Origin of the sequence: Streptomyces sp. NPDC058240 (genome assembly GCF_042882135.1) — a bacterium.
In the GTDB taxonomy this organism is placed as follows: domain Bacteria; phylum Actinomycetota; class Actinomycetes; order Streptomycetales; family Streptomycetaceae; genus Streptomyces.
On sequence record NZ_JBHVWT010000026.1, the window covers coordinates 41,380 to 65,499 of the forward strand.

The following is a 24,120-nucleotide window of genomic DNA, read 5'->3' on the forward strand; positions in this document are numbered from 1 at the left end:
CACGCACACACCGAAGCGGAGCTGGCCGCTCTGATCGGCTTGCTGACCGCGCCGCGTTCGCGCATCCGGTCCGTCGCCGTAGGACACGGTCGCGACGCCGAATCCGTCGACGCCGCGCAGGCGTTCGTACGTTGCTGGCAGGACCTGGACAAGGACGTGCTCGTCGTCGTCGACTGGCCGGAGGACGCCGCCTCGTGGCTCCGTCCGGCCCGGCGGCTGACCGCCCAGTCCCCGGACGGGTGGGTGCTGGCCGGGGCTCCGCGCGGCGTGGCCCGGCTGGCCCGGCGCCTGCGCCGGTCCACCGACTGGGCGGCGGACCGCACCTTCGGCTTCTCCTCGCTCGGTACCCCGCGACTCGTCGAACTCGCCGGCGCCGACACCGTCCACGGTCTGCGCGGCGCCTGCGCCGACGGAGGCACCTGGGACCTGCGCCGCGGCTGGACCACCTGCTACGAGCCCCCGGGCCGGGCATAGGGGTGACCCGGCGCGTCGACGCGGGCGGCGGTCAGCGCGGCGTCCGGAACCGGCGCGAGGGGGCTGGTGGCGCAGGCGTCGGGGACCGTGCAGGCTCGCAGATAGGCGGCGACCACGGCCGCCGCCCGCGTTCTCCAGCCCCTGGAGGTGGCGTTCTGGATCCGCATCAGTGCGTGCCCTTCGCATGTCGGACGGCCGCCTCGGCCAGCCCTGTGATCAAGGGGTGGGGCCGGGTGCCGTCGCCGTGCAGTTCGGGCTGGAAGAGGGTGGCGAGGAAGAAGGGATGTGCCGGCAGTTCGGCGATGCGGACCTCGCCCGCGTCGTCGATGCCGGTGAAGCGCAGTCCATGCGACCGCAGCAGGTCGAGATGGTGGGGATTGGGGCCGTAGTTGCAGTAATAGCGCTCCACCGTGCGCTCGGCGCCCAGGAGCTGGGCGGCCCACGACCCGTCGGTGAGCTCGATCGCACCCTCGTGGCCGACCAGCGAGCAGGCGAGCGGGATGAGCACCGCGTCCTCGGCGGCGGTCAGTGGCGCGTTCTCGGTGTGACCGGCGTCCGCCAGTCCGCACACATTGCGGGCGTACTCGAGCAGGGCATGCTGGAAGCCCCCGCAGGTGCCCAGAAAGGGAATGCCTTGCTCACGGGCGGTACGGATGGCCGCGAGCGCCCCCGCTTCGCTGCGGTACGGGCTGCCGGGCAGCACCCAGACCGCGTCGAACCCCTCGACGCCCTCCACGGCTTCCTGCGTGGGGATCCAGTAGGCGTCGAGGTCCAGTCCGTCGCGGTTGCGCAGGGAGTCCAGCAGAACTGGGACGCGGGTATGGGAGCGGACGGCCGGATCCCGGTCGCCGACCAGAGCGATACGTGCGGTGTGGGTCATGGCCCCATCGAATCGCAGCTTCCACATCACGTCCAACGATGATCTGCGCATCCAGCATTAGCAATACTGATACCCATGGACCCGCATCTGCTGCGTACCTTCGTCGCCGTCGTCGAACAACGCTCCTTCTCCGCCGCCGCCCAGGCGCTGGGCTACACCCAGTCCGCCGTGTCCCAGCACATCGCCGCCCTGGAGAACGATCTCGGCACCCGGCTGGTGGAGCGCCGCCCCGTCGGGCCGACAGCGGCGGGCGAGAGGCTCATGGAACACGCCTCACCGCTGCTGCTCCGCCTCGACGCGGCCCGTGCCGATGTCGCCCGGGTCGGACGGACCCATCCCACCGGGCTGACCCTCGCCTGCGGCCCCGCGGCGCTCACGCCCGCCGTCGCCGGGGAGCTGGCCCGCCTGCGCACCGACACGCCCGGACTCGCCGTGGACGTCCAGGTGCTCGGACGGGCAGCGGTGGCGCAGGCGGTGCTCACCGGAGCCGTGGACCTGGGCCTGATCGACGGTGCGGCGGCCCCCAGCGACCCGCTGCCGGTGCCCGACGCGGGGCCCATGACCGGCCTGGCCGTGGCCGAGCAGCCCCTCGCCGTTCTCTTTCCCGCGGGCCACCCGCTGGCGCACCGGCGCTCCCTGCGCCTCCTCGACCTCGCCGACGCCCACTGGATCGACGCCCCCGACACCGCTGTTCCCCTCGCCCAGCTGCGCGCCGCCGCCAACACCGACGGGTTCCGCCCGCACATCACGTACCGCGGAACCGATGTGCACGGCCTCGGGCTGCTCGTCGCCGCGGGACACGGACTGGCGGCCCTGCCCCTCGCCCTCACCGCCGCCCTGCCGGGCACGACCGGCATCCGGCTCTCCGCCCCGCGCCTGGTCCACCGCACCGAACTGCTCCATCCCAGGGCCCCGGCATCCGTCGCGCAGGAGCTCATCGCCGGGCTCACCGGCTGACGAGGCGCGGAGGAGCAGACGAGCAGAAGAAGGGACCGTCGGCCGGACCGGGGTCAGCCGGTGCGGTCGATGAGGAACGGGAGCAGCGCGAGGATCTCGCCGAGCGCGGATGGAGCGAGCGGAACGCTCTCCAGGCTGCGCCGAGCGCTGTCCAGCTGCCGGTGGGCCTCGGCCAGGGTGGCGGAGCGTCCGCCGGCCTCCTCGACGAGCTCGGCCGCCCGCCGGGCGTCGGTGCCGTCGAGCGGATTTCCGGTGCCGAGCAGCGTGGCGAGCCGTCGGGCGGCGGGATGGTCCGTGGCCAGGGCCGAGAGGACGGGATAGGTCTTCTTCAGCCGGCGCAGATCGCTGTGCACGGGCTTGCCCGTGACCTCGGGATCGCCCCAGATCCCGAGCAGATCGTCCACCGCCTGGAACGCCACCCCGAGATGCCGGCCCGCTCGGGCGAGCGCGTCGACGGTCGGGGTCGGGGCACCTGCGAACACCGCGCCCAGGCCCGCCGCGCAGCCGAGCAGCGCACCTGTCTTGTGTTCGGCCATCCACCGGTACTCGTGCGGCTGGACCGCTTCGGGCCCGCTCCACGGCCGGGACTCGAAGAGCAGGTCGTCGGCCTGGCCGCGGACCAGGTCGGTCAGCGTCCCGGCGAGATGCCGGACCGCCGTCGCACTGTGGCTTCCGGGCGAGTCGGCCAGGGTCTGCACGGCCAGCGCGAAGAGTGCGTCGCCCGCGAGGATCGCCGGGCCGGTTCCGTACGCCTTCCACACGGTGGCGCGCTGTCTGCGGGTCTCGTCGCCGTCCATGATGTCGTCGTGGAGGAGGGAGAAGACGTGGATCAGTTCCACGGCGACCGCGCCGACCACCGCGTCCTCTGCCGGCGCCCCGGCGGCCTCGGCGCTGAGCAGCGTGAGGGCCTGGCGGATCCCCTTGCCCTGTGAGCCCGGGGCGGGGCTGCCGTCCGCCGCGTCCCACCCGAGGGAGAAGGCGGCCATCTCCGCGTGCCACGGATGCAGGCGCCGCACGGCCTGTGCGAGCGCCGGGCGCACGAGGTCGCGGCAGCGGGCGAGCACCTCCGGCGCCGCGGCCTGCCGGATTGCGGGCGGTGGTGTCATCGTCGTCCGCTCTCCTCGTCCGTGTCGCCGTCGACCGGGGCCACGCCGAGTTCGGCGTACGCCTTGTCCACCATGTCCCGGGCGTTGAGCAGACCGATCCGGCTGAGGGTGCGGCGCAACTCGTGCAGATCCGCCGCGGTGTCGTTGCGGTCGCGGCCGAGCCGGGCGAGCGATTTGACGAGACCGAGCCGGGCCAGCGCCTCACCCCGGGGTTCGGTCATGGCGCGGAACTCCGCGAGCGCTTCCTCGTACACCTCGCGCGCCTCCTCGTAACGGTGGGCGCGGAAGAGGACGTTGGCGCGCATCTTGTGGTTGTAGGCGAGCGCACTGGACAGATTCATCTCACGGCAGGTGAGTTCGGCCTCCGAGAGCAGAGCGAGGGCGCGCTCCGTGTCGCCGTCCCGCAGGGAGATGATGTCGGCCATGCCGCGCAGGGCCCACGCCCGGCCGCGCCGGTCGTCCGCGTTGCCGGCAAGCTCGGCCGCCTCCTCGAACATGGCCAGGGCCGTGTCGAGCGAGCCGGTGTTGCGGTGGATCTGCGCGATTCCCTCCAGCGCCCACACGGTGTGACGCGCCTCGCCGCGCGCGCGTGCTTCGGCGAGCAGCTGTTCGTGCAGTGCGGCCACGGTCCGGTAGTCGCCCTGTATGCGACCGGTCTCCGCGAGGCCGGCGAGGGAGTAGCCGCGGGCGACGATGTCCCCGCCGCGCTTTCCCATGTCGGCCGCGAGCCCCAACAGCCGGAAGGCGAGCCTGAGTTCACCGCGCTGTCGGGCCAGCGTCCCCCCGCTCCACAACGCCCAGGCCATTGCCCCGAGGTCACCGGCCGAGCGGGCGGACCGGTAACTGGCCTTCCAGGCCCGATCGGCTTCCGTCACGTTGCCGAGCCTGCGGTGCGCCTCGGCGACGGCGAGCCCGCACCGGGCCACCTCCTGTGGTGAACCGGAGAGCTCGGCCTCCCTCAAGTGACGTACTCCTTCTGCCAGTACGTCTGTGAGAGAGGAGTTCACCGACATCTTGGTGAGGGCGCCTTGGTACTCGGGCGCCAGTGCCTTGCTGTGCATGGGGGCCTTTCATGCGCGGCCGGATCGGGACGGGAAACAACTATGCACCTAGTGTATACATTGCGTGCATAGTTACCTGATGGACGGACCCGGGTGTTCGTGGGGGTCGGAGGCGGTTTTTGTCGCTTGTGGCGAACCGCCTTGCTGTGGATCAAGACGACGGTCGCGCGTCCGAGGTTGCTCCGCGATCAACGGAAGTCGACATCGTCGGTACGGAGAGACTGCGAGCCGGTGGCCGATTCCTCGCCATCCGGCCAAAATCGCCCCGGCGTCGCCAAGTCCACCCGTAATACCGAAGAGTGTTAGCGGTTACTGTCGCCCGCGTATGTCCTGGCCATAGTAAAAGACAGAAACATTTGAGGGCCTCTTGCGCCCTATGGCAATCGCTTACATGCTGGCGCGCAGCCCGTACAACACTCCGATTCCGTTGATCCTCATAGGAGTTTCCGGATGCGCCCTGCCCGAACACCGTTCACCACTCCGGCTCATCTCGCCGCCGCCTCGCCGCTGTCCGGACACGACACGGGGCCGGCCTCCAGGGCGTCGGAAGGCTCCGTCCTCCGTGCCACGAGCCGCCGGACGATCCTGGGCGCCCTGGCCGGTGCCGTTGGAGCTGGCGTTCGGCGAGGACTTCTGGCCGAAGCTGCACCGGCTCGTGCGCAGCGAGCACCAGCACGACGCCCCGGTCGACGACTACACGCACGACCCCGTCATCAACGCCCGCCAGTACCTGGCCCTGGCCGGCTATGCCGCCCGCACCGCCGGATACGAGCTCACCGATTTCTTCGTCCGCCAGTGGGCTCTCCCGATCGACTCCGCGGGAGTTGCCGCACTCGCCGCGCTGGGGCTGCCGAAGCCGCCCGTCGATCCCAGCAAGCTCACCGATCGGAGATGACATGAGCACCACAAACACACACTTCGGGACCCCCGCCCGCAGACAACTGCGTCGCCTCGTGCGGTCGGGCACGGTCCTCGCCGCCACCACGCTGCTCGCCGTCGGCGCGGCAGGGCAGTCGTGGGCCTCGACGCCCACCCTGCGCTGGACCACGAACGCACCCACGCCCGTGACCACGCTGACGCTTCCGATGGCCGTGGACTCCGCGCCGGACGCGTCCGGCATCTACTTCGCCTACTACACCACCCTGGAGAGCGGCACACGCCCCTACGCCGGCTTCCAGCCCAAGCCCGTCGACGCGAACGGGAACCGCGTACTTCAGGCGATCTTCAGCTCCTTCAACGCCGACGCCACGACAACGGACGACCACTGCACCTACGGAGCCGACGGCGGCGCCGGAGTGAGCTGTGCGGTCCGCTTCCGCTACACACCGGGGACGATGTACTCCCTGGTGCTCGAGCGGGCCTCCGTGAGCGGGGCGACGCAGCTCATGACCGGGGACGTCGTCGAGACGGCGACCGGAGAGCCGGTGGCACACATCGGCAGTTTCGGGCTTCCGTCCGCCTCCGGGCGGTTCAAGAACGCCGATCAGGGCTTCATCGAGCCCTACCTCTCGGCCGGCTGCGGCCAGCGGGTCACCGTGACGTACGGAAAACCGGTCGGCACCGAGGCGGGCGTGGCCCATACGGGCAGCCTTCCCACGGTCACCGATCCGTCGTCCGGAAGCTGCCTGAGCACCACCTCGCAGACCACGAGCAGGGGACAGCAGGTCACGGTGGCGGGCGATGCGGCCGCGGCGGCAGCGCCCACAACCGGCTGAATCCTTGAATCCGGAACCATGGCTCGTCCGATCCTCCGGGTCGGGCCCGATCACCTGACCCGGGGCGGGTCCGGCGGAGGTCACGACGCCGGGCCCGCGGTCGGGACTCTCCTTGTGAAGCGCCACCGGCACCTACTGGCTAAGCTCGACGAGGGGCCCGGTACAGGACGGAGGCTCCCATGACGACGACTGTCGAACCGCGCGATGTGCCCCCTCGCCTCGCCACCGGCGCGTTCATCCTGAACTCCGGCTTGGACATGCTGAAAGCCGACGTGGAGACGGCCGAGGGCCTGCACGGCATGGCCTGTGTCGCCTACCCGTTCCTGAAGAAGATCGAGCCCGAGCGGTTCACCCGACTGCTCGCCTGGTCGGAGATCGCGGTCGGCGGAACGCTGCTCGCCCCATTCGTGCCGACCCGGCTGGCCGGGCTGGCGCTGACCGGATTCTCCGGGGGCCTGATCGGTCTGTATCTGCGGGTTCCCGGGCTGCGGGAGCCCGGAAGCCTCCGGCCCACCCAGAACGGCATCCCGATGGCCAAGGACTTCTGGATGCTGGGCATCGGTCTCGGTTTCCTGAGCTCCAAGGCCCGCTGCTCACGCGCGCGTGCGTCCAGTTGCCCATGGCACCGGTCCCGATCCTGACACGTCGGCCGGGGACCGGACGGGCGACGCCCGGTCCCGTGGCGGGTCCCGCACATCCAAGGAGTGATCATGAGTGAGTCGGACGAACTGCGCAGTCGCGTGCGGCAGATGCGAGCCAAGGCGAAAGACCTGAAAGACGAAGCCGAGCGCACCACCGACCCCGAGGAACGCCGGCGTCTGAAGGAGAAGGCCGGCCGGATCGAATCGGAGAGTGAGCAGGTCAGCGGCATGGCGAGCGGGGACATCTACCCCATGGAGTGAAGCCGGGAGGGCCTGCTGCCGTTTCCCCGGCCCCGTATCGTCAGGACTCCGTACGGGGCCGGGGGAATCCTGACGCGCCCCGGGCGTTGAACAAGGATGTGAGTTCAGTGATCGCATCCACCCGGTTCTCCGTGCTCGACCGTTCCCGCATCCGTCAGGGGCACGACGGTCCGGAGGCGCTGCGCGACTCGGTGCGCCTCGCCGAGGAGGCCGAGAAGCTCGGGTACCACCGGTTCTGGGTCTCCGAGCATCACAGCGTGCCGGGCGTCGCCGGATCGGCGCCCACCGTCCTGGCAGCGGCCGTCGCGGCCGCCACATCCACCATCAGGGTCGGTACCGGCGGTGTGATGCTGCCCAACCATCAACCGCTGCTGGTGGCCGAGCAGTTCGGTGTGCTGGAGTCCCTGTTCCCCGGTCGGATCGACATGGGTCTCGGCCGCTCCGTGGGCTTCACCGACGGCATCCGCAGGGCGCTCGGCCGGGACAAGCCGGCCGCCGAGGACTTCGCCGGGCAGCTCACCGAACTGCTCGGCTGGCTGGACGGCACACAGCGGGCCCACCCGCAGGTCCATGCCCTGCCCGCCGAGGGCCTGCGCATACCCCCGTTCCTGCTGGCCACCGGCGAGGGCGCGGGCATCGCGGCCGCGGCAGGCCTGCCGCTGGTGGTCGGAGACCTCCGCGGCCGGGAGAAGCTGCTGCGCGCCGTCGAGCGCTACCGCCGGGAATTCCGCCCCTCCTCCTGGGCCGCAGAGCCCTATGTGGTCGTGTCGGGCACGATCGCGCTCGCCGGGAGCGCGGCGGAGGCCCGTCGAATCCTGATCCCGGAAGCGTGGTCCATGGCTCATTCCCGGACCCACGGCGTCTTCCCGCCGCTCGCCCCCGCCGAGCGGGTCGAGGCGCGGACCATGACGGAGAAGGAGCGCCGATTCTACGAGGACGGGCTGCGCGGACACCTCCACGGCACGGAGGACGAAGTCGCCACGGAGCTCGAAACGGTCATCGAGGAGACCGGTGCCGACGAGGTGCTCGTCACGACCAGTACGTACGACCGCGCGGCTCTGGTCGACTCATTGCGCCGACTGGCCCGGATCGCGCGACTGACCTCCCGGCGCGGAGCGCCCGGCGCACTCCGGTGACAGCACCCGGCGAGCGGCGCGGCCCGGTCAGCCGTGCAGATGGCTGAGCGCCCACCAGGCCCAGGCGACGACCGCGACCGGGACGACGATGGCCATCGAGCCGAGAACGACCCCGGCCCGCGCACGGAGGCGGTCGGCACCTTCCAGCCCTCGCATGTCGCGCAACGCGCCGACGCCGGAGACGACCGCACAGATCCCGAGGGGCACCACCAGGTGGACGGGGAAGAACCGGATCCACGACGAGACGACGGACGGCAGCAAGGGACATCCGGACGCGGCCGCACCACCGATGCCCAGAAGCAGCGAGCACGTACCGTTGCGACCTTGATCCTCCGTCACCTGGGGCTCCACTCGGATTCCGGCCATGCGTACGCGTCGAACCCGTCCGGGAGCTTCCCGCACGCCAGGCCCATCGCCACGACGAGCAGGGAGCCGGTGAACAACAGAATCGGGAGAACGGGTTTCCTCGTCAGCATGAGCCGGCCTCCGCGCCGGCCGTGGTGACGGGCGGTCGGGAGGTGCGCGACATCGGCGCGGACCGGTGGCGGACAGCGGGGTGAAGGGAACTCATGGTGCGGACGCCGGAAGGCGGGTGACGGTCGGCGCGTGGGGACGGCTACTCAGATCCGGCTGAGCAGGGGAGTGGCCGAGCGGTCCGGCAGGCAGAAGGCCGCCCGAGGCAGGCGGCGGAGCGGTCTCCCGGCGCGATGCTCCGGGACCACCGGCACTGTCGGACCCGGCCCGCATACTTTGGCCCGGATACCGGAAACCGGCAAAGGGGTGGGCATGCGAACGGTGTACTGCGGGGAACTGCACGTCAGTTATGGGCAGTTCTATGTGGAGAGCAGGCCCGACACGGACGACCCGGATGGGCCGGAGCCCTGCGCCGGGCAGGCCAATGGGCTCTGCGGAGCCGCGGTGCCCGGATATCTGTTTCTGACCACGGGCCTGCACACCGGGGAAGTGGGGCTGACCGTCGAGGTGCACGACACCGCACCCGCGCTCGACGTCGGCTGGGAGGACGTGGTCGAGGTTCCGTTCCGGCCCGCTTCCGAGTCCACGGTCGTCCAGCCGTGGGGCGACGGCCCCCTGGTATCGCTGGATCTGCCCGTGGCCGACTACCGGGTGCGCTACTGCGGGCGTGACATGGACCGCGCGCGCGAGGACGAAATCGCCATTCTCGCCGGTGAGGCGACAGCCGATCAGTACCTGCTGCAGTTCTGGCCGGCGGCACCCCGCCCCGACGAGATCGTCAGGCAGACGGCAGAGACCGCGGACTACTGGCATCGGCGGGCGCGCCTCCTGCCGCCGCCCCCGTCACCACAAGAGCGCGCCCAGGCCGAGCGCCGCCGGGCAGCGGAGCAGGCGCGAGCGGAGGAGGCCGCGCAGAGGCGCGCCGAAGCCCAGGAATGGGGCGGTCGGTTGCCCAGCCGGAGCCTGCGGGAGGTCGGCGGCAATGTGGCGGGGCTGTTGCGCCTGGACAGCGACCTCCTGCACGCGGTGGACGCGGCGGGACCGGCGGCCCAGCGGTCCATCGCCCGCTGGGCCGCCCACCGCGCGTACGAGGAAGCGGGTCTGAGCGGCGTCGACTGGATCGCCCCCGCGCTGGCGGCACTCGACCTCGGGCACGACCTGCCGGCGCCGTTCGACGATCTCCGGCGCACGTGGGACCGCTTCTTCGCCGACCGGACGATCCCGCACACGCTTGTGGACTCGCCCGACGGCAGCCCGGGAGGGATCCTGAAGCAGGCCATGGCGGTGCCCGCACTGTTCGACGCGACGGAGACGGACCCGTTGCGTGCCGCGCTCGACGCGCTGTTCGCCGCGGCGGTCACGTACGGCAGCGACTACCCGCGCTTGTTCGACGAGGCGCGCCGACGGTTCACCATGCTGTAGACCGTGGCCGCGAGACCGTCCTGCCGGACCGAACCGGCTCGAATCCGGTCTATCGGCGGTGCTCCCGTCCCTGACGGCTCAACAAGGTCGTGGCGATGGTGATCTGGGTCGGCTCCAGGGCGGTCCTGCCGTCCTCGATGTCCCACAGCGCGTTCTGCAGGACGCGGCCCAGCGTCCAGCCGGTCGCCCGCTGCCGGTCCAGGCCGAGCACCTCGGTCAGCTGGTCGAAGCGGCGGAGCACCGTGCGGGTCACGTCACCGGTCGCCACGACTTCGGCCCAGCGGTTGTCCAACGCCGGTAACAGCTCGAAACCCGGGTCGCCGGCCAGCGGCTCGGGATCGATGGCCAGCCACGGTTCCCGCTGTCCGGCGAGGATGTTGTCGTAGTGCAGGTCCCAGTGCAGCAGGCGGTCGCCCGGTTCGCCGAGGAGTTCGGCCACCGCGGACGCGCAGCTGCGCACCAGTTGCCGTTCGGCGCGGTCGCGCAGCATCGGCACGGCACGCGGCACCTCGTCGAGCATGGCCGCGGCGATGTCGGCCAACTGCCGGAAGCCCGGTGGCGCGGGCACCGCGACCAGGCGGGCCATCAGCTCGGCGAGGATCTGCACGGCGGCCGTGTCGTCCGCCACCGCCGACAGCGGCCTCGCCGCGTCCAGCCGTTCGAGCAACATCGTGCCGGTGCCCGGATCGTGGTCGAGCAGGTGCACCGCCCCGTTGCCGTCCCACACCCGCAGGCCCGGCGCGGCGCCGATGTTGTCCTCGGAGACCTGCTGGAGCTTCAGCACCGCGGGCATGCCGTCCGCGCGGGTCACCGGCAGCACCAGCGAGGCCATGCCGTGTGCTGCGGGGCCGTCCAGCCGCAGGGTCCAGCGGTCCAGGAAGTCCGCGGCCAGTCCGGGCAGCGCGGCGATCCAGGCACGGCCGGACGCACCACCGTTCGTGCCGTAGGACGCGGCGAACGCGGCGGGGACGTCGATGGGGTGGGTGGCATTCATGTGTCTCTCCTTCGTCGGTTCCGGAATCGATCGGGTACGAGGGAGGTCATGGTGGTGCCCGGCTTCCGGGCAGGCGTCAAAGCATGCTGCCACCCTATGCACATGCCCGGACGCTGCCGAGGCCGCGGCCGGTGAACGGAGCGGCTGCGGTGCGCGGTGCGTGTCGATGGCGGGGGAGGGGCCCGGCAGCGGCGAAGGTGATGGCATGAACAGTGCTGACCTTTTGACCGACGCGTTCAGCCGCGTCCGGGAGACGGTGCACTCGGCGGTCGAGGGCCTTTCACGCGCCGACCTCCATGCTCGTCTCGACGACGGTGCGAACTCGATCGGCTGGCTCGTCTGGCATCTCACTCGGATCCAGGACGACCATGTCTCGGACGCGGCCGGTGTCGAGCAGGTCTGGTTCTCCGAGGACTGGGCCTCCCGTTTCGATCTGCCCTTCGCGAAGGAGGCCACCGGGTACGGACACAGCAGCGCGGATGTCGCGGCCGTGCGGGTGGGCTCGGCCGAACTGCTGCTCGGCTACCACGACGCGGTCCACGAGCGGACCGTCGGGTTCGTGCGCGGGCTCGACGACGCGGCCCTGGACCGCATCGTCGACGAGGCGTGGTCGCCGCCGGTCAGCCTCGGAGTGCGTCTGATCAGCGTCATCTCGGACGATCTGCAGCACGCAGGTCAGGCCGCCTTCGTCCGGGGGGCTCTGGAGCGCCGGTAGACCGGGGCCCGCGGTCGGGACTGCCGGCGACCGTCAGCCGGCGGTCCCGTGTCCGAACTCCTTTGTGTGATCGATAGGTTGTCCCGAACGGCTCGGTCGGAGCCGTGGACCTCGATGACCGGAGGACACCCGTGGGAAGTGATGTACGTTCACGTATCTCGGCATATGCGCTCGCTGTCGCGGATCACCAGTTGCTGCTGACCCGACTCTCGGACAGCTCACCGGTCTTCCTGCCCGGACTGTGGCACCTGCCCGGCGGAGGCATCGATCCCGGTGAGCAGCCGCGGGAGACGCTGGCCCGTGAACTGTACGAGGAGACCGGCCTGGAGCTTCTCGACGCCCGGCTGGTGGACGCGCGGTCGTACACCGCGCACCGGCTCGGAGTGAACTGGCATCTCGTGGGGCTCTTCTACGTGGTCGACCTCAAACCGGGACCGCTCGCGGTCACCAAGACCGATGACTCCACCTCCGACGTCAGCTGGATGCCCTTGTCGGGCTTGGAGGAGTCACGGCTGTCCCCCGCGGCGATCGACGGTCTCGCGATGATCGGCGCGCAGCCGGTGCGTCAGTAGGCCGCTCGCCCTGCCCGGTCCGGGAGAGGCCGCCTGCGCCCTGTGCCGGGCCTGACCGCGTACCGTCGCCGGAAATTCGGATGAGGACCGGACCGGCACGGTGGTGGGATGGCGCGATGCGAAGTGATGCGCCGGCAGCGGTGGACCGAGGCCAGTACCAGGATGCGGTGACGCCCTGGGAACAGCAGGACTGGCGGGAGGACGTCTTCGGATGGGCGGAACGCGGGCTCGCCGCTCATGGGCTGCGCGAAACCGGGCCACGGAAGGTGAGGCTCCGGCCGTGGTCCGTGCTGGTGCGGATGTCCGTCGCGGGCGGCGACGCCGTATGGTTCAAGGCCAACCCGCCCGCCAGCGCCTTCGAGGCGGGGCTGACCGAGGCATTGGCCCGCTGGGTGCCCGGGTACGTGCTGAAGCCGCTCGCCGTCGACGCCGGCCGGGGCTGGTCCCTGCTTCCGGACGGCGGCACGCTCTTCCGCGACGCACTCGACTCGGCGGCCCGTACCGCGGTCGATCCGCGTGCCTGGGAGGAACCGCTGCGGCAGTACGCCGGAATGCAACGCGCCCTCGTTCCGTACACCGACGAGATCGAACGGCTCGGTGTCCCCGGCGCGCGCACGACCGTGCTCCCGGAGACCTTCGACCGGGTCGTCGAGGAGAACACCGCGCTGGAGCCCGCCGACCGAGAGGTCCTGCGCGAGTTGCGGCCCCGGCTCGTCGGGTGGTGCGAGGAGCTCGCGGCAGCGGGCATCGCCGATACGCTCGACCACTCCGATCTGCACGACGGCCAGCTCTTCGCGCCGGAGCCGGGCCGTTTCACGTTCTTCGACTGGGGCGACGCGGCCGTCGCCCACCCGTTCTGCAGCTTCCTCGTCCCCGCCCGTGCGGCCCGTGAACGGTTCGGGGCCGAGGCACTGCCCCGGCTGCGGGACGCCTACCTGGAGCAGTGGACGGGCGACGGCCGCACGCAGGCCGAGCTGAGGCGTGCGCTGAGTCTGGCCTGGCGGCTCGGGGCGATCGGCCGGGCCTGCTCCTGGGGACGGCTCTTCCCCGGCGCGTCCAGCAGCGTGGGCGGGGCCGGCGACGCGGAGAGCGCGGGCTGGCTGCTGGAACTCGCCACCGAGCCACCGCTGTAGGGGCGGACGGGCGGGCGGTGCGCCGGGCCGGGGACAGGCCACTACGCTGCTCCGATGCACCGCACGGCGCCGCCTCGCCCGGTCGACATCACCGAGGAGTTCCCGGATCTCGCCCCGCTGGCACGCACGGCGGTGCGGCTGCACCCGCGCCCGGGGAGGCCGGCCGTCGAGGACAGCTCCGTCGGCGGGCCGTTGCTGTGGCCACGGGACGAACCGTGGCCCACCTGCCCGGAGCACGCGGGCCCGTGGCACCTCGGTTTCGCCCCCGACGAGGTGCGGGCCGAACGCCGGGTCCTGACCGCGGTCTGGGCACGGGCGGAGGGCAACCGGCTGATCCTCACCCCGCAGGAGCGGGAAGCCGTGGACCGGGTCGGCTACAGCGGTCGGCGCATCCCGCAGAACGGGCCGGTCCCCCTGCTGGCAGTCGCCCAGCTGTACGCACGTGACCTCCCGGCCGCCGAGGGCGACGGCCCGTGGCCGGGCCCACGGGCGACGGGTCTGCTCCAGGTGCTGTGGTGCCCCTTCGACCACGGCGACGACTGCCTTCCGCGGATGTGTCTGGTGTGGCGGAGGGCCGCCGAAGTCGGTCCGCCGCTGACCACGCCGCCCGAGCCGTCGGTGATCGACAACGGCAACTATCTGCCCGGCCCCTGCCTCCTGCACCCCGAACGGGTCACCGAGTACCCGGCACCGCACGAACTGGACGAGGCACTCGCCGAACGCGTCAGGGCCTGGGAGGAAGAGCGCGACCATCTGTACCAGGGCGCCTTGTCCGTGGCGCCCGGATGGAAGCTCGGTGGCTGGGGAAACTGGAGCTTCTGCGATCCGTGGCCCATGGAGTGCCCGGACTGCGGCGGGGGCGTCCGCCCACTGCTGACCGTGGACAGCGGCGAATGGGACAACGAGAAGCATTGGCGTCCCGTCGAGGACGAAGCCGCCGACGCGGCACCCGGAGTGGTGTACCCGCAGCCGCAGGAGCCCACCCAGGTCACCATCGGCCGGGGTTGCACCATGCAGGTCTACTCCTGCGAGCGGTCCTTCGGGCACACCGCGCTCCAGGTGATGCAGTAGCGCGATGAGGCGCGGCGGCGCCGGTGCGTGCCGCGGGTGTGCGCACCGGGGCCGCCGTGGCCTCAGGCGTCGATCCGGAGGCCCTTCGCGACGGCCGGGGGCACCGGGTAGATCCGCTCGGGCGGAAGCAGCCGCTGGGCCTGCGCGGCCCGACCGCTCTGTCTGAGCGCCGCGATCTTCTGGACCCGGGGCGTCATGTCGGTGAGCTCGACGACCCACTCCTCGGCGAAGGTGCGGATCAGACCGCGTCCCACCCCGACCTGGATGCTGTAGTGATTGAGCGCGGCTCCCCGCAGTGAGCGTTCGGGATCCCACTGGACGTGCACGGGAGCCTGGGCGACAGCCGACGGGTCGGCCGTCGTCAGTACGGCCTGCGAGAGGGCCTCCTCCCATCCGGCCCTGGTGATCCGTACCGCGAGAATCCGCTCCTGGCCCGACTTCTGCGCCCAGTTGCTACGGTGCATGAGCCAGCGGAACGACGGCTTGATCCAGGTCATCCGGTTGAACGAGAACGGCGGTACGAACCGTTTCGCCCGCAGGGCCGGACCGGCGACCGCCGGCGAGTACGCCTGATAGACGACGATCGTCCGGGCGTCGTAGTCGGCCCGTATCTGGTGCTGCGAAGTCATGCGCCACAGATTTTCAGTCAGCGGATCTCATGGCGATCGAATTTTCTCTCCGCCGGGGCTCCGCGCCGGAACTCCGCCGTCCGGAATCACCCCGTCCTTGCGTCCGTCTTCAGTGCGGAGCACCGTCGGGGAGCCGGTTTTTTGTGCGGCACGACCACTCGGAGCCGGTCCGGCGCTGCCTAATGTTCCCTCACTCGGCGGCGGCGTGCCGCTCCCTCGGAGGTGACCATGGCCAGCACCGCAGGCACGGAGGCCAGGAACAGAACGGCCCGCAGGACCCGGGCGGCGGCCGCGGTGGTCACGGCGCTCGGCCTGGTCGGCACCGCGACCGCATGCGGCGGCGACACGTCCGCAGGGGGTGTCGGCGGCTCGACGGTGGTGGTCGCCATCTCCGGTGATCCGGGCAGCCTCAGCCCCACCACGGCGCTGGTCAGCACCGCACTGGCGATGAACTCCTTCGCATACGACACGCTCGTGCACATCGACGCCGACGGCTCGCTGGTGCCGGGAGTGGCCGAGAAGTGGTCCGCCACGACCACCTCGGCGAAGTTCACCATCCGCCCCGGAGTCACCTGCGAGGACGGCACGGCCCTCACCGCCGAGGACGTGGCCGCCGAGTACAACCACATCGCCGATCCGAAGAACCAATCGCCGATGCTCGGCCTCTCCGTCCCCGTAACCGCTGTGGCCAAGGCCGACAAGGCGGCCCGGACGGTCACGCTCACCACGACGAAGCCCGCCCCGTTCATCGTGCAGATGGCCCGGCTGCTGCCGCTGCTGTGCAAGAAGAGCCTGGCGACGCCGACCGCACTGGCCAGGGCCACCAACGCGAGCGGCCCCTACCGGCTGACCGAGGCGGTCCCGGGCGACCACTACACGTACGTCAAGCGTGACGGGTACAGCTGGGGGCCCCGCGGATCCACCGGTGCCGGCCTTCCCGGCAAGGTGGTGGTCAAGGTGGTCGCCAACGAGTCGACCGCGACCAACCTCCTGATGGCCGGTCAGATCAATGTCGCCCTCATCAACGGTGCCGACCAGGACCGGCTGGACGCGGCCAAGGTGAAGAAGCGGAGCCTGGAGGCGCTGTTCGGACAGCTCCTGTTCAACCAGGCCGCCGGCCGTCCGACCGCCGACCTCGCGGTACGCAAGGCGCTGGTCTCCGCGCTGGATCTCGAACAGCTGGGAAACGTCGCCACCGGCGGGAAGGGCAGGCCGGCGACCGGCATCGGCGAGATCGCCCCCACTCCCTGCTCCGGCGACACGGTGAAGGGCAACCTCCCCGCCCATGACCCGGCGAAGGCAGCCGCCGCACTCACCGGGGCGGGCTGGGTGAAGAGCGGCGGCACCTGGACCAAGGACGGCAAACCGCTCACCGTCGGGCTCAGCTACGCGACCAATCAGGGGCCGCAGGTCGGCTCGGCGGTCGAGCTGGCCGTCCAGCAGTGGACGTCCTTCGGCGTGAAGGCGAAGGCGGAACCCAAGGGCTCCGGCAGCATCGTCAGCACCCTCGGCGGCGGCGACTGGGACATCGCCTGGGCGCCCATCGGAGTCACGCTCCCTGACCAGCTGACCCAGTTCTACGACGGTCCGCCGCCGCCGAAGGGCAACAACTTCGGCTCCATCACCAACCCCGAGTACCGCCGGCTCACCGCCCAGGCCGCGGCCAAGCCCGGCGCCGCCGGCTGCGCCCTGTGGGACGCGGCCGACGCCACCCTGGTCAAGCACGTCGACATCGTGCCGATCGTCAGCAAGGCGAACCAGTACTACGGCAAGGGCGTCACCTTCGAGGTGGACGGCAGCGGCATCGTCCCGAGCACCGTGCGCCGGAGCGCCGACTGATGGCGACGATCACCCTGGACTCCTTGGGGGCGAGGGTCCGCAACCCGTGGGTCGGATTCGCCCTGCGCCGCACCTGGCGGCTGCTGGTGTCGCTCGCGGCGCTGGTCACGGCCGCATTCGCGATGATCCACCTGATCCCCGGCGATCCGGTCCGGGCGGCTCTCGGCACCACCGCCGACCCGGCCCTGGTCGCCGCCCGCAGACAGTCGCTCGGCCTCGACCAGTCGCTGCTGAAGCAGTACGGCGACTTCGTCGGGAACCTCCTCCAGGGCAGGCTCGGCGAGTCGATCGGCGCCCAGATGCCGGTGTCCGAGATCATCTCCAGCCGGCTCCCGGCCACCCTGCAGATCGCCGTCCCCGCGTTCGTACTGATCCTGCTGATCGCCGTTCCCGTCGGCATGACGGCCGCGGTACTGACCAAGGACGGCCGGCGGCGACGCGGTGAACTCGCCTTCACCGGGGTCACCGGGTTCCTGGGCGCGGTGCCCGAATTCCTGCTGGCGGTGGGCCTGATCGCGGCGTTCGCCGTGGCGTGGCCGCTCTTCCCGGTCGCCTCGCGGGGCGGCCTGGACTCCTACGTACTGCCGGTGCTCGCCCTGACCGTCGTACCGGCGGCGACGCTGTCACGCATCGTCCGGGTGGAGACCCTGCGGGTGCTCGGCGAGGACTACATGCGGACCGCACGGGCGAAGCGGCTCCCGGCCCGGCTGCGCTATCTGCGGCACGCACTGCCCAATCTGCTGACCTCCTCGCTCACCCTGGGCGGCCTGCTGTTCAGCTCGCTGCTCGCCGGCACCGTGCTGGTCGAGAACGTCTTCGCCTGGCCCGGCCTCGGCACCACGATCGTCCAGGCGATCACCGAGAAGGACTATCCGCTGGTCCAGGGCGTCGTGCTGGTCTACGGGGCCGCCGCACTGCTGATCACCTTCGCCGTCGACGTGGCCGTGGCCGTCGCCGACCCCCAGTCCACCGTCCGCGGGAGTTGATGATGCCTCATCAGGACCATGACAGCTCGCTGCGGCACCGGCTCGGTCGCTCCCTCCGGACACCGATCGGCGTCACCGCGCTCACCGCCTGCCTGCTGGTCGCACTGGTCGCCGTATTCGGCCCCGTGCTGCTCGGCGACCGGGCCGCGCAGGTCGACACGGACGCGATCAACCAGGGCAGCAGCGCCGCCCATCTGCTGGGCACGGACCAGCTCGGCCGGGACATCGCCGCCCGCGTCATGGTGGCGACCCGGCTGACCCTGCGACTCACCCTGCTCGCTGCCGTGATCGGTGTCGGCGGCGGCCTGCTGCTCGGCGTCGCCCCGGCGGTCGTGGGCCGGCGCCTGGGCCGGCTGATCACCGCGACCGTCGGCGTGCTGGTGGCCTTTCCGGGACTGCTGTTCCTGCTCTTCCTCGCCACGATCTTCGGGGTGGGCAGCACCGGCGCGGTGTTCGCCGTGGGGCTGGCCATGGTCCCGCCCATGGCGCGGCTGGTACAGAACCTGACGGCCTCGATCGCGGGTTCCGACTACGTCGCGGCGGCCCGGATCCTCGGTGTCGGCCGGTTCAAGCTGGTGGTACGTCATCTGCTGCCCAACATCGCCGAACCGTCGGTGCTGTTCGCCACCCAGGCGACAGGCGGCATCCTGGTCGCCTTCTCCGGCCTCTCGTTCCTCGGGCTCGGCGTACAGCCCCCGCAGTACGACTGGGGGCGGCTGCTCAACGAACAGCTGAACCGCATCTTCGTGAACCCGGCGGCGGCCCTGGCACCCGGCGCGGCCGTCGTCCTGACGGGGCTGATGTTCGGTCTGGTCGGCGAGGTGCTCGCGCAGGCCGGTGGCCGACGGGCGCCACAGACACCGGAGCCGGCGCCGCAGCAGCGGCCGACGCCACCGGACGAACCGGTCGCCGACGGTGACGCCGGGGCCCTGGTCAGGGCGCGCGATCTGCGGGTGACGTTCCCGGGCGGGCGGCAGGCCGTACGCGGGATCTCGCTGGACATCGGCACGGGCGAGGCCGTCGGCCTGGTCGGCGAATCGGGCTCCGGCAAGAGCCTGAGCGCGCTGGCACTCGCGGATCTCGTTCCGTACCCGGGCAGGGTCTCGGCCGGCACCCTCCGCTTCGACGGGGACGATCTGCGGGCGGACCCACGGTTCGGCACCGAACTGGCCATGGTCTTCCAGGACCCGATGGCCTCGCTGAACCCGGCCCTGCGCGTGGGCCGCCAGCTCGCCGAGGTGGCCGAGGTGCACCTGGGAGCGGGCCGCGCACAGGCCGCGGCACGCGCCGTCGACCGGCTCGCCGCCGTCCGCATCCCCACGCCGGAACGCCGTGCCCGGCAGCGGCCGCACGAATACTCCGGCGGGATGCGGCAGCGGGCCGTCATCGCGATGGGACTGATGGGGAAGCCGAAACTGATCATCGCCGACGAACCCACCACGGCGCTCGACGTGGCGGTCCAGCAGCAGGTGCTCGATCTGCTCGCCGAGGTGCGCGAGGACTCCGGCGCCGCGCTGCTGCTGATCTCCCACGACCTCGCCGTCGTCGCCCAGGTCTGCGAACGCGTCCTGGTGATGTACGCGGGCCTGATCGTCGAGGACCTCCCGGTCGGCGAACTGCTCGAAGGCGCCGCCCACCCGTACACCCGGGCCCTGGTGGGGGCGGTCCCGACCATGGCCACGGACCCCGGAACGGAACTGGCGACCATCCCCGGCCGGCCGCCGGAACCGGGGGAGACCGGTGAGGGATGCCCGTTCGCACCGCGCTGCGAACGTGCCCGGGAACGCTGCCACGAAGCCGCCCCCGGACTGGCCGCCTTCGGGCCGGGCCGACAGGTCGCCTGCTGGTACCCGGTCGGGACGGCGGCCGCCGGTGGGCCCGTCGTGGCCACGCCATACGCAGCGGAGGCGACGTCATGAGCTCACTCGAACTGCGCGGGATCACGGTGCGCTACGGCCGCTTCACCGCCGTGGACAACGTCGACCTGCTGGTGCCGGAGGGAACGGTGACCGGACTGGTGGGCGGGTCGGGGTCGGGAAAATCGACCCTCGGCAAGGCCGTGGTGGGACTGGCGCCGACGCAGTCGGGGCGGGTACTGGTCGACGGGAGCGATGCCGCGCGCCGGCGCGGGCGCAGCCCGGTGCAGCTGGTGTTCCAGAACCCGTACGCCTCGCTCGATCCGCGCATGACCGTCGGCGCGGCCGTGGCCGAAGCGCTGTCCGGCGGGGCCGGACCGGGCGAGGCGACCGGGCGCAGGGCACCGGCCCGCGAACGCCGGGCCGCATGCGACGCGGAGGTGGCCCGCTACCTGGAGCTCGTCGGCATCGACCCCGCGCGGGCCGCGCTCACCCCCGACGCGCTCTCGGGCGGCCAGCGCCAACGGGTGGCCCTTGCAAGGGCCCTGGCCGTCAGGCCCGCCGTGCTGATCGCGGACGAGATCACCTCGGCCCTGGACGTGTCCGTACAGGGCGCGGTGCTCAATCTGCTCCGCCGGCTCCAGCGCGAACTGGGCTTCGCGATGCTCTTCATCTCCCACAACCTCGCCGTCGTCCGCTACCTGTCCGACCAGGTCGCCGTGATGGACGGCGGACACCTCGTCGAGTGCGGGCCCACCGAACAGGTGCTGGAGCGACCGGAGCACCCGACGACCCGGAACCTGATCTCCTGCGTGCCCACCCTTGCCCTTGCCGAGGAGGCGTCATGACCCGACCGCTGACGATCGACGACTTGTACCGGTTCGAGATCCCCGGCGATCCCGCACTGTCCCCCGACGGCGAACGCGTCGCCTACACACTGACCACCCAGGACGCCGAGAACGACCGCGTGGTCCGCTCCATCTGGGAGGTACGCAGCGCAGGCGGCCCGGCCCGGCGGCTCACCCACGGTCCCGCGGACACCGCGCCGCGCTGGTCCCCGGACGGGACGCGGCTGGCGTTCCTGCGCGAGGGGCAACTCCATCTGCTGCCCGTCGAGGGGGGAGAGGCCGTAGCGCTCACCACGCCCGCCCGGTGCCCGGCGGGGGCGGGCACACCGGTCTGGAGCCCGGACGGATCACGGATCGCGTTCTCGGCCCCCGCGACCCGGCGCGACGACAACGCACCCGTGGTCATCGACGCCCTCGGCTGGAAGGCGGACGGCGCCGGCCTGATCGGGTCGGTCCGGAACCAGCTCTTCGTGGTCGGGACCGAATCGGGCGAGGTCAGGCAGCTCACCCAGGCCGATCGGCACGCCGGCTCGCCCACCTGGTCGCCCGATGGCACACAGCTCGCCTACCCGGCGCAGAGCGGCCCGGACGCGGCTGTGCTCGGGACCTCGGCCGCTCATGTCGTAGGAGTCGGAAAAGACGCGCCCGAGCCCCGCCGGGTCGGCCCGGCCGACGGTCTCGCCGGTCCGGTGAGCTGGTTCCCCGACGGGTCCGCGCTGCTCGTCGTCGGCCGGAACACGTTCGGCGTCGGCCACCTGGAGCTGCTGCGCCAGCCCCTGGACGGATCGGCGCCGGTTTCGGTCAGCGCCGCACTGGACCGCAACGTCATGGGCGGCGGCCCGGGCTACCCGGGTGCGCTGCCGCAGTTCCACGGCGACGCCATCGTGTTCTGCGCCCGCGACCGGGGCGCCACACGCCTGTACCGGGTGGACGCGGCCGGGATCAGCGCGTCCCCGCTGCCCGTCGGCACCGGGGTCAGCGGCTGTTCGGTCGCCACGAAGGCCGGGCGAGCGGCGGTGGTGGTCTCCGACGCGTCGAGCTTCGCCGAGATCGCTCTGCTCGACCTGGACGCCTGGACGTCCGGGGAACCGGGCGAGCCCTCGGCCGGGCGACAGCCCGAGCGGCTCACCGACCACATGGCCCGGTCACTGCCCGAGATCACCCTCCACCCGGTCACCGAACGCGAGTTCACCGTCTCGGACGGGACAGTGGTGCACGGCATGATCACCCGCGCCGCGCAGACTCCCGCGGGCGGGCCGCTGCTGGTCGACGTGCACGGCGGCCCGCACAACGCCTGGGCGCCGCACTCCGACCCGGTCCACCTCTACCACCAGGAGCTGGCCTCGCAGGGCTGGACGATCCTGACGCTGAACGTCCGCGGCAGCGACGGCTACGGCGAGGCGTTCTACACGGCCGCCGTGGGCGCCTGGGGCGAGACCGACGAGCAGGACGTCCTGCAACCGGTCGCCACCCTCGTCGCCGAAGGGCTCGTCGATCCGGAACGGGTCGCGCTCACCGGCTACAGCTACGGCGGCTATCTGACCTGCTGGCTCTCCGCCCGCAGCGACCTCTTCGCCGCCGTCGTACCGGGCGGCATCCTGGTCGATCTGAAGAGCATGGCCGGCACCTCCGAAGAAGGACACCTGATCGCCGCCCACGAGATCGGCGACCCGGAACGGCTGACGGCGCTCTCGCCGATCAGCCGGGCCGACGCGGTGCGCGTGCCCACCCTGATCCTGCACGGCGGCACGGACGACACCTGCCCGGTCGGCCAGGCCGAGCAGTGGTTCCACGCGCTGCGAAGCCGGGACGTGCCCGTCCGGCTGGTCGTGTACCCCGGCGGCTCGCACCTGTTCCTCCTGGACGGCCGGCCCTCGCACCGGGAGGACTACTCCCGTCGCCTGATCGACTGGGTCACCACGCACACCAACACCTCGATCCGCTGAATCCGCTGTACGAAACTGAATTGGAGACGAACATGACCGACACCACCGACCTGTCCGCCTGCTGGACCGCCCGCCTCACCGAGCTGACCGCCCGCCACTGCGTCCCCGGCGCGAGCCTCGGCATCCTGCACCGCGGCGAGCTGATCGCCGAGACCGCCGTAGGCCTGGCCAACACCGACGCCAGGATCGAAGCGACCACCGACACCCTCTTCCAGATCGGCTCGATCTCCAAGGTATGGACCACCACGGTGGCCATGGCCCTGGTCGACGAGGGCCTCCTCGAACTCGACGCGCCCATCGTCTCCGTACTCCCCGAACTGCGGCTCGCGAACGAGGAGCTGACCCGTGGCGTGACGCTCCGACATCTCCTGGACCACACCAGCGGCATCGACGGCGACCTCTTCACCGACACCGGCCGGGGCGACGACTGCCTGGAGAAGTTCGCCGCGCAGCTGGGCGAGGGCACTCTCAACCACCCCCTCGGCGCCACCATGTCGTACTGCAACGCGGGCTTCACCCTGCTCGGCCGGGTGCTCGAAGTCGTCACCGGCGTCCAGTGGGACGAGCTGATGCGGGAGCGCCTGTACCGTCCGCTCGGTCTGACGCACACCGCGACCCTGCCGGAAGAGGTGCTGCGCTTCCGCGCCGCCATCGGACACCTGGGGGAGCCGCCGGTACAGGCCCCGCAGTGGGGGCTGATGCGCTCGGCAGGACCGGCCGGACTGATCTGCTCGACGCCGCGCGAGGTACTGAAGTTCGCCCGGCTGCACCTCGACAACGGCGTCACCGAGGACGGCACCAAGATCCTGTCGGCCGAGGGTGTCACCGCCATGCAGACCCCGCAGGTCGATCTCCCCGACCCGCACTTCCTGGGCCACGCCTGGGGGCTGGGCTGGATCCTCGACACCTGGGACGGACGCCGGGTGTACGGACACGACGGCGGCACGATCGGGCAGAGCGCGTTCCTGCGGGTGCTGCCTGAGGCCGACCTGGCGATCTGCCTGCTCACCAATGGCGGCGACACCATGAGCCTCTTCCGGGACGTGTTCGCGGAGATCGTCCAGGAGCTGGCCGGCGTGGCGATGCGCACCGGCATCCAGCCGGCGACGGAGCCGGTGGCGGTGGACCCCGCCGACTACGTCGGCGTGTACCAGCGGCTCTCCAGCCGGATCGAGATCGTGGAGCGGGACGGCGGCCTGGTGATGCTCAACCGGATCACCGGACCGCTGGCCGAAGTGACCCCCGACACGGAGCAGGAGTACGAGCTGCACCCGGTCGAGCCGGGGCTGTTCGTGGTGCAGAGGCCGGGGATGAAGCTCTGGGTCCCCGTCGTGTTCTACACACTTGCCGACGGCACGCCCTACATTCACCACGGTGGCCGCGCCACCCCCAAGGTGGGCTGAC

26 protein-coding genes are annotated in these 24,120 nt (G+C 71.5%); 18 read left to right on the forward strand and 8 right to left on the reverse strand.

From position 1 onward, the window contains the following. Positions 1 to 39 precede the first annotated feature (39 nt). Positions 40 to 474 carry a hypothetical protein gene (locus ACFVX4_RS29490; protein ID WP_389982744.1) on the forward strand — a complete coding sequence of 145 codons (435 nt, stop codon included), beginning with the start codon at positions 40 to 42 and terminating at the stop codon, positions 472 to 474. Here ACFVX4_RS29490 and ACFVX4_RS29495 read toward each other — a convergent pair. Then, complete coding sequence (locus ACFVX4_RS29495) at positions 450 to 641, reverse strand: hypothetical protein (protein ID WP_389982747.1); 192 nt, start codon at positions 639 to 641, stop codon at positions 450 to 452. The two genes, ACFVX4_RS29490 and ACFVX4_RS29495, sit on opposite strands and share 25 nt — an antisense overlap. Next, positions 641 to 1,354, reverse strand: coding sequence for a hypothetical protein (locus tag ACFVX4_RS29500; protein ID WP_389982750.1), 714 nt, complete (start codon positions 1,352 to 1,354; stop codon positions 641 to 643). The genes ACFVX4_RS29495 and ACFVX4_RS29500 overlap by 1 nt, the downstream gene beginning before the upstream one ends. A 75-nt stretch (positions 1,355 to 1,429) precedes the next feature. Between ACFVX4_RS29500 and ACFVX4_RS29505 the strand changes: the two genes are divergently transcribed. Further along, positions 1,430 to 2,311 (forward strand): LysR family transcriptional regulator, encoded by an 882-nt coding sequence (locus ACFVX4_RS29505; RefSeq protein WP_389982753.1) that lies wholly within the window; start codon positions 1,430 to 1,432, stop codon positions 2,309 to 2,311. A 53-nt stretch (positions 2,312 to 2,364) separates the two neighbouring features. Here ACFVX4_RS29505 and ACFVX4_RS29510 read toward each other — a convergent pair whose 3' ends face one another. Both ACFVX4_RS29510 and ACFVX4_RS29515 read right to left on the reverse strand, forming a co-directional pair. Beyond that, on the reverse strand, positions 2,365 to 3,417 hold the full coding sequence (locus ACFVX4_RS29510) for a polyprenyl synthetase family protein (RefSeq protein WP_389982756.1): 1,053 nt from the start codon (positions 3,415 to 3,417) through the stop codon (positions 2,365 to 2,367). Next, complete coding sequence (locus ACFVX4_RS29515; RefSeq protein ID WP_389982759.1) at positions 3,414 to 4,478, reverse strand: tetratricopeptide repeat protein; 1,065 nt, start codon at positions 4,476 to 4,478, stop codon at positions 3,414 to 3,416. Before ACFVX4_RS29515 ends, ACFVX4_RS29510 begins: the two co-directional genes overlap by 4 nt. A 562-nt stretch (positions 4,479 to 5,040) precedes the next feature. On the opposite strand from ACFVX4_RS29515, the gene ACFVX4_RS29520 reads away from it, so the two are divergent. From ACFVX4_RS29520 to ACFVX4_RS29540, 5 genes are all read left to right on the forward strand, one after another. Next, positions 5,041 to 5,373, forward strand: coding sequence for a hypothetical protein (locus ACFVX4_RS29520; protein WP_389982761.1), 333 nt, complete (start codon positions 5,041 to 5,043; stop codon positions 5,371 to 5,373). A 1-nt stretch (position 5,374) separates the two neighbouring features. Further along, a complete protein-coding gene (locus ACFVX4_RS29525; protein WP_389982764.1) occupies positions 5,375 to 6,193 on the forward strand; it encodes a hypothetical protein in 819 nt (272 codons plus the stop codon). Between the two features lie 179 nt (positions 6,194 to 6,372). Beyond that, complete coding sequence (locus ACFVX4_RS29530; RefSeq protein WP_389982767.1) at positions 6,373 to 6,834, forward strand: hypothetical protein; 462 nt, start codon at positions 6,373 to 6,375, stop codon at positions 6,832 to 6,834. Between the two features lie 69 nt (positions 6,835 to 6,903). Continuing rightward, positions 6,904 to 7,095: a DUF6381 family protein gene (locus tag ACFVX4_RS29535; protein ID WP_389982770.1), complete on the forward strand. Its 192-nt coding sequence runs from the start codon at positions 6,904 to 6,906 to the stop codon at positions 7,093 to 7,095. Positions 7,096 to 7,193: 98 nt separating this feature from the next. Then, a complete protein-coding gene (locus ACFVX4_RS29540) occupies positions 7,194 to 8,231 on the forward strand; it encodes an MsnO8 family LLM class oxidoreductase (RefSeq protein ID WP_389982773.1) in 1,038 nt (345 codons plus the stop codon). A gap of 27 nt (positions 8,232 to 8,258) precedes the next feature. Here ACFVX4_RS29540 and ACFVX4_RS29545 read toward each other — a convergent pair whose 3' ends face one another. Both ACFVX4_RS29545 and ACFVX4_RS29550 read right to left on the reverse strand, forming a co-directional pair. Further along, entirely contained in the window at positions 8,259 to 8,570 is a 312-nt protein-coding gene (locus tag ACFVX4_RS29545; protein ID WP_389982776.1) for a hypothetical protein, read from the reverse strand. Further along, positions 8,567 to 8,707, reverse strand: a complete 141-nt coding sequence (locus ACFVX4_RS29550; protein ID WP_389982779.1) for a hypothetical protein — start codon at positions 8,705 to 8,707, stop codon at positions 8,567 to 8,569. The genes ACFVX4_RS29545 and ACFVX4_RS29550 overlap by 4 nt, the downstream gene beginning before the upstream one ends. Before the next feature lie 310 nt (positions 8,708 to 9,017). Between ACFVX4_RS29550 and ACFVX4_RS29555 the strand changes: the two genes are divergently transcribed. Next, a complete protein-coding gene (locus ACFVX4_RS29555) occupies positions 9,018 to 10,127 on the forward strand; it encodes a hypothetical protein (RefSeq protein ID WP_389982782.1) in 1,110 nt (369 codons plus the stop codon). A gap of 49 nt (positions 10,128 to 10,176) precedes the next feature. On the opposite strand, the gene ACFVX4_RS29560 is transcribed toward ACFVX4_RS29555, so the two are convergent. Next, on the reverse strand, positions 10,177 to 11,121 hold the full coding sequence (locus ACFVX4_RS29560) for an aminoglycoside phosphotransferase family protein (protein WP_389982785.1): 945 nt from the start codon (positions 11,119 to 11,121) through the stop codon (positions 10,177 to 10,179). A 205-nt stretch (positions 11,122 to 11,326) separates the two neighbouring features. On the opposite strand from ACFVX4_RS29560, the gene ACFVX4_RS29565 reads away from it, so the two are divergent. The 4 genes from ACFVX4_RS29565 to ACFVX4_RS29580 all read left to right on the forward strand — a co-directional run bounded on the left by ACFVX4_RS29565 (position 11,327) and on the right by ACFVX4_RS29580 (position 14,612). Beyond that, a complete protein-coding gene (locus tag ACFVX4_RS29565; protein ID WP_266430513.1) occupies positions 11,327 to 11,836 on the forward strand; it encodes a DUF664 domain-containing protein in 510 nt (169 codons plus the stop codon). 131 nt (positions 11,837 to 11,967) lie between these two features. After that, positions 11,968 to 12,408: an NUDIX domain-containing protein gene (locus tag ACFVX4_RS29570; RefSeq protein WP_389982789.1), complete on the forward strand. Its 441-nt coding sequence runs from the start codon at positions 11,968 to 11,970 to the stop codon at positions 12,406 to 12,408. Between the two features lie 116 nt (positions 12,409 to 12,524). After that, positions 12,525 to 13,541, forward strand: a complete 1,017-nt coding sequence (locus ACFVX4_RS29575) for a phosphotransferase (RefSeq protein ID WP_389982792.1) — start codon at positions 12,525 to 12,527, stop codon at positions 13,539 to 13,541. Between the two features lie 54 nt (positions 13,542 to 13,595). Next, positions 13,596 to 14,612, forward strand: a complete 1,017-nt coding sequence (locus tag ACFVX4_RS29580) for a hypothetical protein (RefSeq protein ID WP_389982794.1) — start codon at positions 13,596 to 13,598, stop codon at positions 14,610 to 14,612. A 62-nt stretch (positions 14,613 to 14,674) separates the two neighbouring features. Here ACFVX4_RS29580 and ACFVX4_RS29585 read toward each other — a convergent pair whose 3' ends face one another. After that, a complete protein-coding gene (locus tag ACFVX4_RS29585) occupies positions 14,675 to 15,241 on the reverse strand; it encodes a DUF4291 domain-containing protein (protein WP_389982797.1) in 567 nt (188 codons plus the stop codon). Between the two features lie 228 nt (positions 15,242 to 15,469). Between ACFVX4_RS29585 and ACFVX4_RS29590 the strand changes: the two genes are divergently transcribed. From ACFVX4_RS29590 to ACFVX4_RS29615, 6 genes are read left to right on the forward strand one after another with little or no spacing between them, the layout of a single operon-like run. Then, positions 15,470 to 17,080: an ABC transporter substrate-binding protein gene (locus ACFVX4_RS29590; protein WP_389982800.1), complete on the forward strand. Its 1,611-nt coding sequence runs from the start codon at positions 15,470 to 15,472 to the stop codon at positions 17,078 to 17,080. Continuing rightward, the gene (locus tag ACFVX4_RS29595; RefSeq protein ID WP_389982803.1) at positions 17,080 to 18,066 is read left to right on the forward strand and encodes an ABC transporter permease; all 987 of its coding nucleotides are present in this window, start codon (positions 17,080 to 17,082) and stop codon (positions 18,064 to 18,066) included. The genes ACFVX4_RS29590 and ACFVX4_RS29595 overlap by 1 nt, the downstream gene beginning before the upstream one ends. After that, on the forward strand, positions 18,066 to 19,985 hold the full coding sequence (locus tag ACFVX4_RS29600; protein WP_389982805.1) for a dipeptide/oligopeptide/nickel ABC transporter permease/ATP-binding protein: 1,920 nt from the start codon (positions 18,066 to 18,068) through the stop codon (positions 19,983 to 19,985). The genes ACFVX4_RS29595 and ACFVX4_RS29600 overlap by 1 nt, the downstream gene beginning before the upstream one ends. Then, positions 19,982 to 20,770: an ABC transporter ATP-binding protein gene (locus ACFVX4_RS29605; RefSeq protein ID WP_389982808.1), complete on the forward strand. Its 789-nt coding sequence runs from the start codon at positions 19,982 to 19,984 to the stop codon at positions 20,768 to 20,770. The genes ACFVX4_RS29600 and ACFVX4_RS29605 overlap by 4 nt, the downstream gene beginning before the upstream one ends. After that, a complete protein-coding gene (locus ACFVX4_RS29610; protein WP_389982811.1) occupies positions 20,767 to 22,716 on the forward strand; it encodes a prolyl oligopeptidase family serine peptidase in 1,950 nt (649 codons plus the stop codon). The genes ACFVX4_RS29605 and ACFVX4_RS29610 overlap by 4 nt, the downstream gene beginning before the upstream one ends. A 32-nt stretch (positions 22,717 to 22,748) precedes the next feature. After that, positions 22,749 to 24,119, forward strand: a complete 1,371-nt coding sequence (locus ACFVX4_RS29615) for a serine hydrolase domain-containing protein (protein WP_389982814.1) — start codon at positions 22,749 to 22,751, stop codon at positions 24,117 to 24,119. Position 24,120: the final 1 nt, after the last annotated feature.

What these genes read in the sequence shown, in the direction of transcription:
- ACFVX4_RS29610 (WP_389982811.1), top strand. Translation starts at nt 20,767, where the DNA reads ATGACCCGACCGCTGACGATCGACGACTTGTACCGGTTCGAGATCCCC.
- ACFVX4_RS29495 (WP_389982747.1), bottom strand. Translation starts at nt 641, where the DNA reads ATGCGGATCCAGAACGCCACCTCCAGGGGCTGGAGAACGCGGGCGGCG.
- ACFVX4_RS29600 (WP_389982805.1), top strand. Translation starts at nt 18,066, where the DNA reads ATGATGCCTCATCAGGACCATGACAGCTCGCTGCGGCACCGGCTCGGT.
- ACFVX4_RS29515 (WP_389982759.1), bottom strand. Translation starts at nt 4,478, where the DNA reads ATGCACAGCAAGGCACTGGCGCCCGAGTACCAAGGCGCCCTCACCAAG.
- ACFVX4_RS29500 (WP_389982750.1), bottom strand. Translation starts at nt 1,354, where the DNA reads ATGACCCACACCGCACGTATCGCTCTGGTCGGCGACCGGGATCCGGCC.
- ACFVX4_RS29615 (WP_389982814.1), top strand. Translation starts at nt 22,749, where the DNA reads ATGACCGACACCACCGACCTGTCCGCCTGCTGGACCGCCCGCCTCACC.
- ACFVX4_RS29605 (WP_389982808.1), top strand. Translation starts at nt 19,982, where the DNA reads ATGAGCTCACTCGAACTGCGCGGGATCACGGTGCGCTACGGCCGCTTC.
- ACFVX4_RS29555 (WP_389982782.1), top strand. Translation starts at nt 9,018, where the DNA reads ATGCGAACGGTGTACTGCGGGGAACTGCACGTCAGTTATGGGCAGTTC.
- ACFVX4_RS29550 (WP_389982779.1), bottom strand. Translation starts at nt 8,707, where the DNA reads ATGCTGACGAGGAAACCCGTTCTCCCGATTCTGTTGTTCACCGGCTCC.
- ACFVX4_RS29590 (WP_389982800.1), top strand. Translation starts at nt 15,470, where the DNA reads ATGGCCAGCACCGCAGGCACGGAGGCCAGGAACAGAACGGCCCGCAGG.
- ACFVX4_RS29585 (WP_389982797.1), bottom strand. Translation starts at nt 15,241, where the DNA reads ATGACTTCGCAGCACCAGATACGGGCCGACTACGACGCCCGGACGATC.
- ACFVX4_RS29530 (WP_389982767.1), top strand. Translation starts at nt 6,373, where the DNA reads ATGACGACGACTGTCGAACCGCGCGATGTGCCCCCTCGCCTCGCCACC.
- ACFVX4_RS29560 (WP_389982785.1), bottom strand. Translation starts at nt 11,121, where the DNA reads ATGAATGCCACCCACCCCATCGACGTCCCCGCCGCGTTCGCCGCGTCC.
- ACFVX4_RS29595 (WP_389982803.1), top strand. Translation starts at nt 17,080, where the DNA reads ATGGCGACGATCACCCTGGACTCCTTGGGGGCGAGGGTCCGCAACCCG.
- ACFVX4_RS29565 (WP_266430513.1), top strand. Translation starts at nt 11,327, where the DNA reads ATGAACAGTGCTGACCTTTTGACCGACGCGTTCAGCCGCGTCCGGGAG.
- ACFVX4_RS29505 (WP_389982753.1), top strand. Translation starts at nt 1,430, where the DNA reads ATGGACCCGCATCTGCTGCGTACCTTCGTCGCCGTCGTCGAACAACGC.
- ACFVX4_RS29535 (WP_389982770.1), top strand. Translation starts at nt 6,904, where the DNA reads ATGAGTGAGTCGGACGAACTGCGCAGTCGCGTGCGGCAGATGCGAGCC.
- ACFVX4_RS29525 (WP_389982764.1), top strand. Translation starts at nt 5,375, where the DNA reads ATGAGCACCACAAACACACACTTCGGGACCCCCGCCCGCAGACAACTG.
- ACFVX4_RS29575 (WP_389982792.1), top strand. Translation starts at nt 12,525, where the DNA reads ATGCGAAGTGATGCGCCGGCAGCGGTGGACCGAGGCCAGTACCAGGAT.
- ACFVX4_RS29580 (WP_389982794.1), top strand. Translation starts at nt 13,596, where the DNA reads ATGCACCGCACGGCGCCGCCTCGCCCGGTCGACATCACCGAGGAGTTC.
- ACFVX4_RS29510 (WP_389982756.1), bottom strand. Translation starts at nt 3,417, where the DNA reads ATGACACCACCGCCCGCAATCCGGCAGGCCGCGGCGCCGGAGGTGCTC.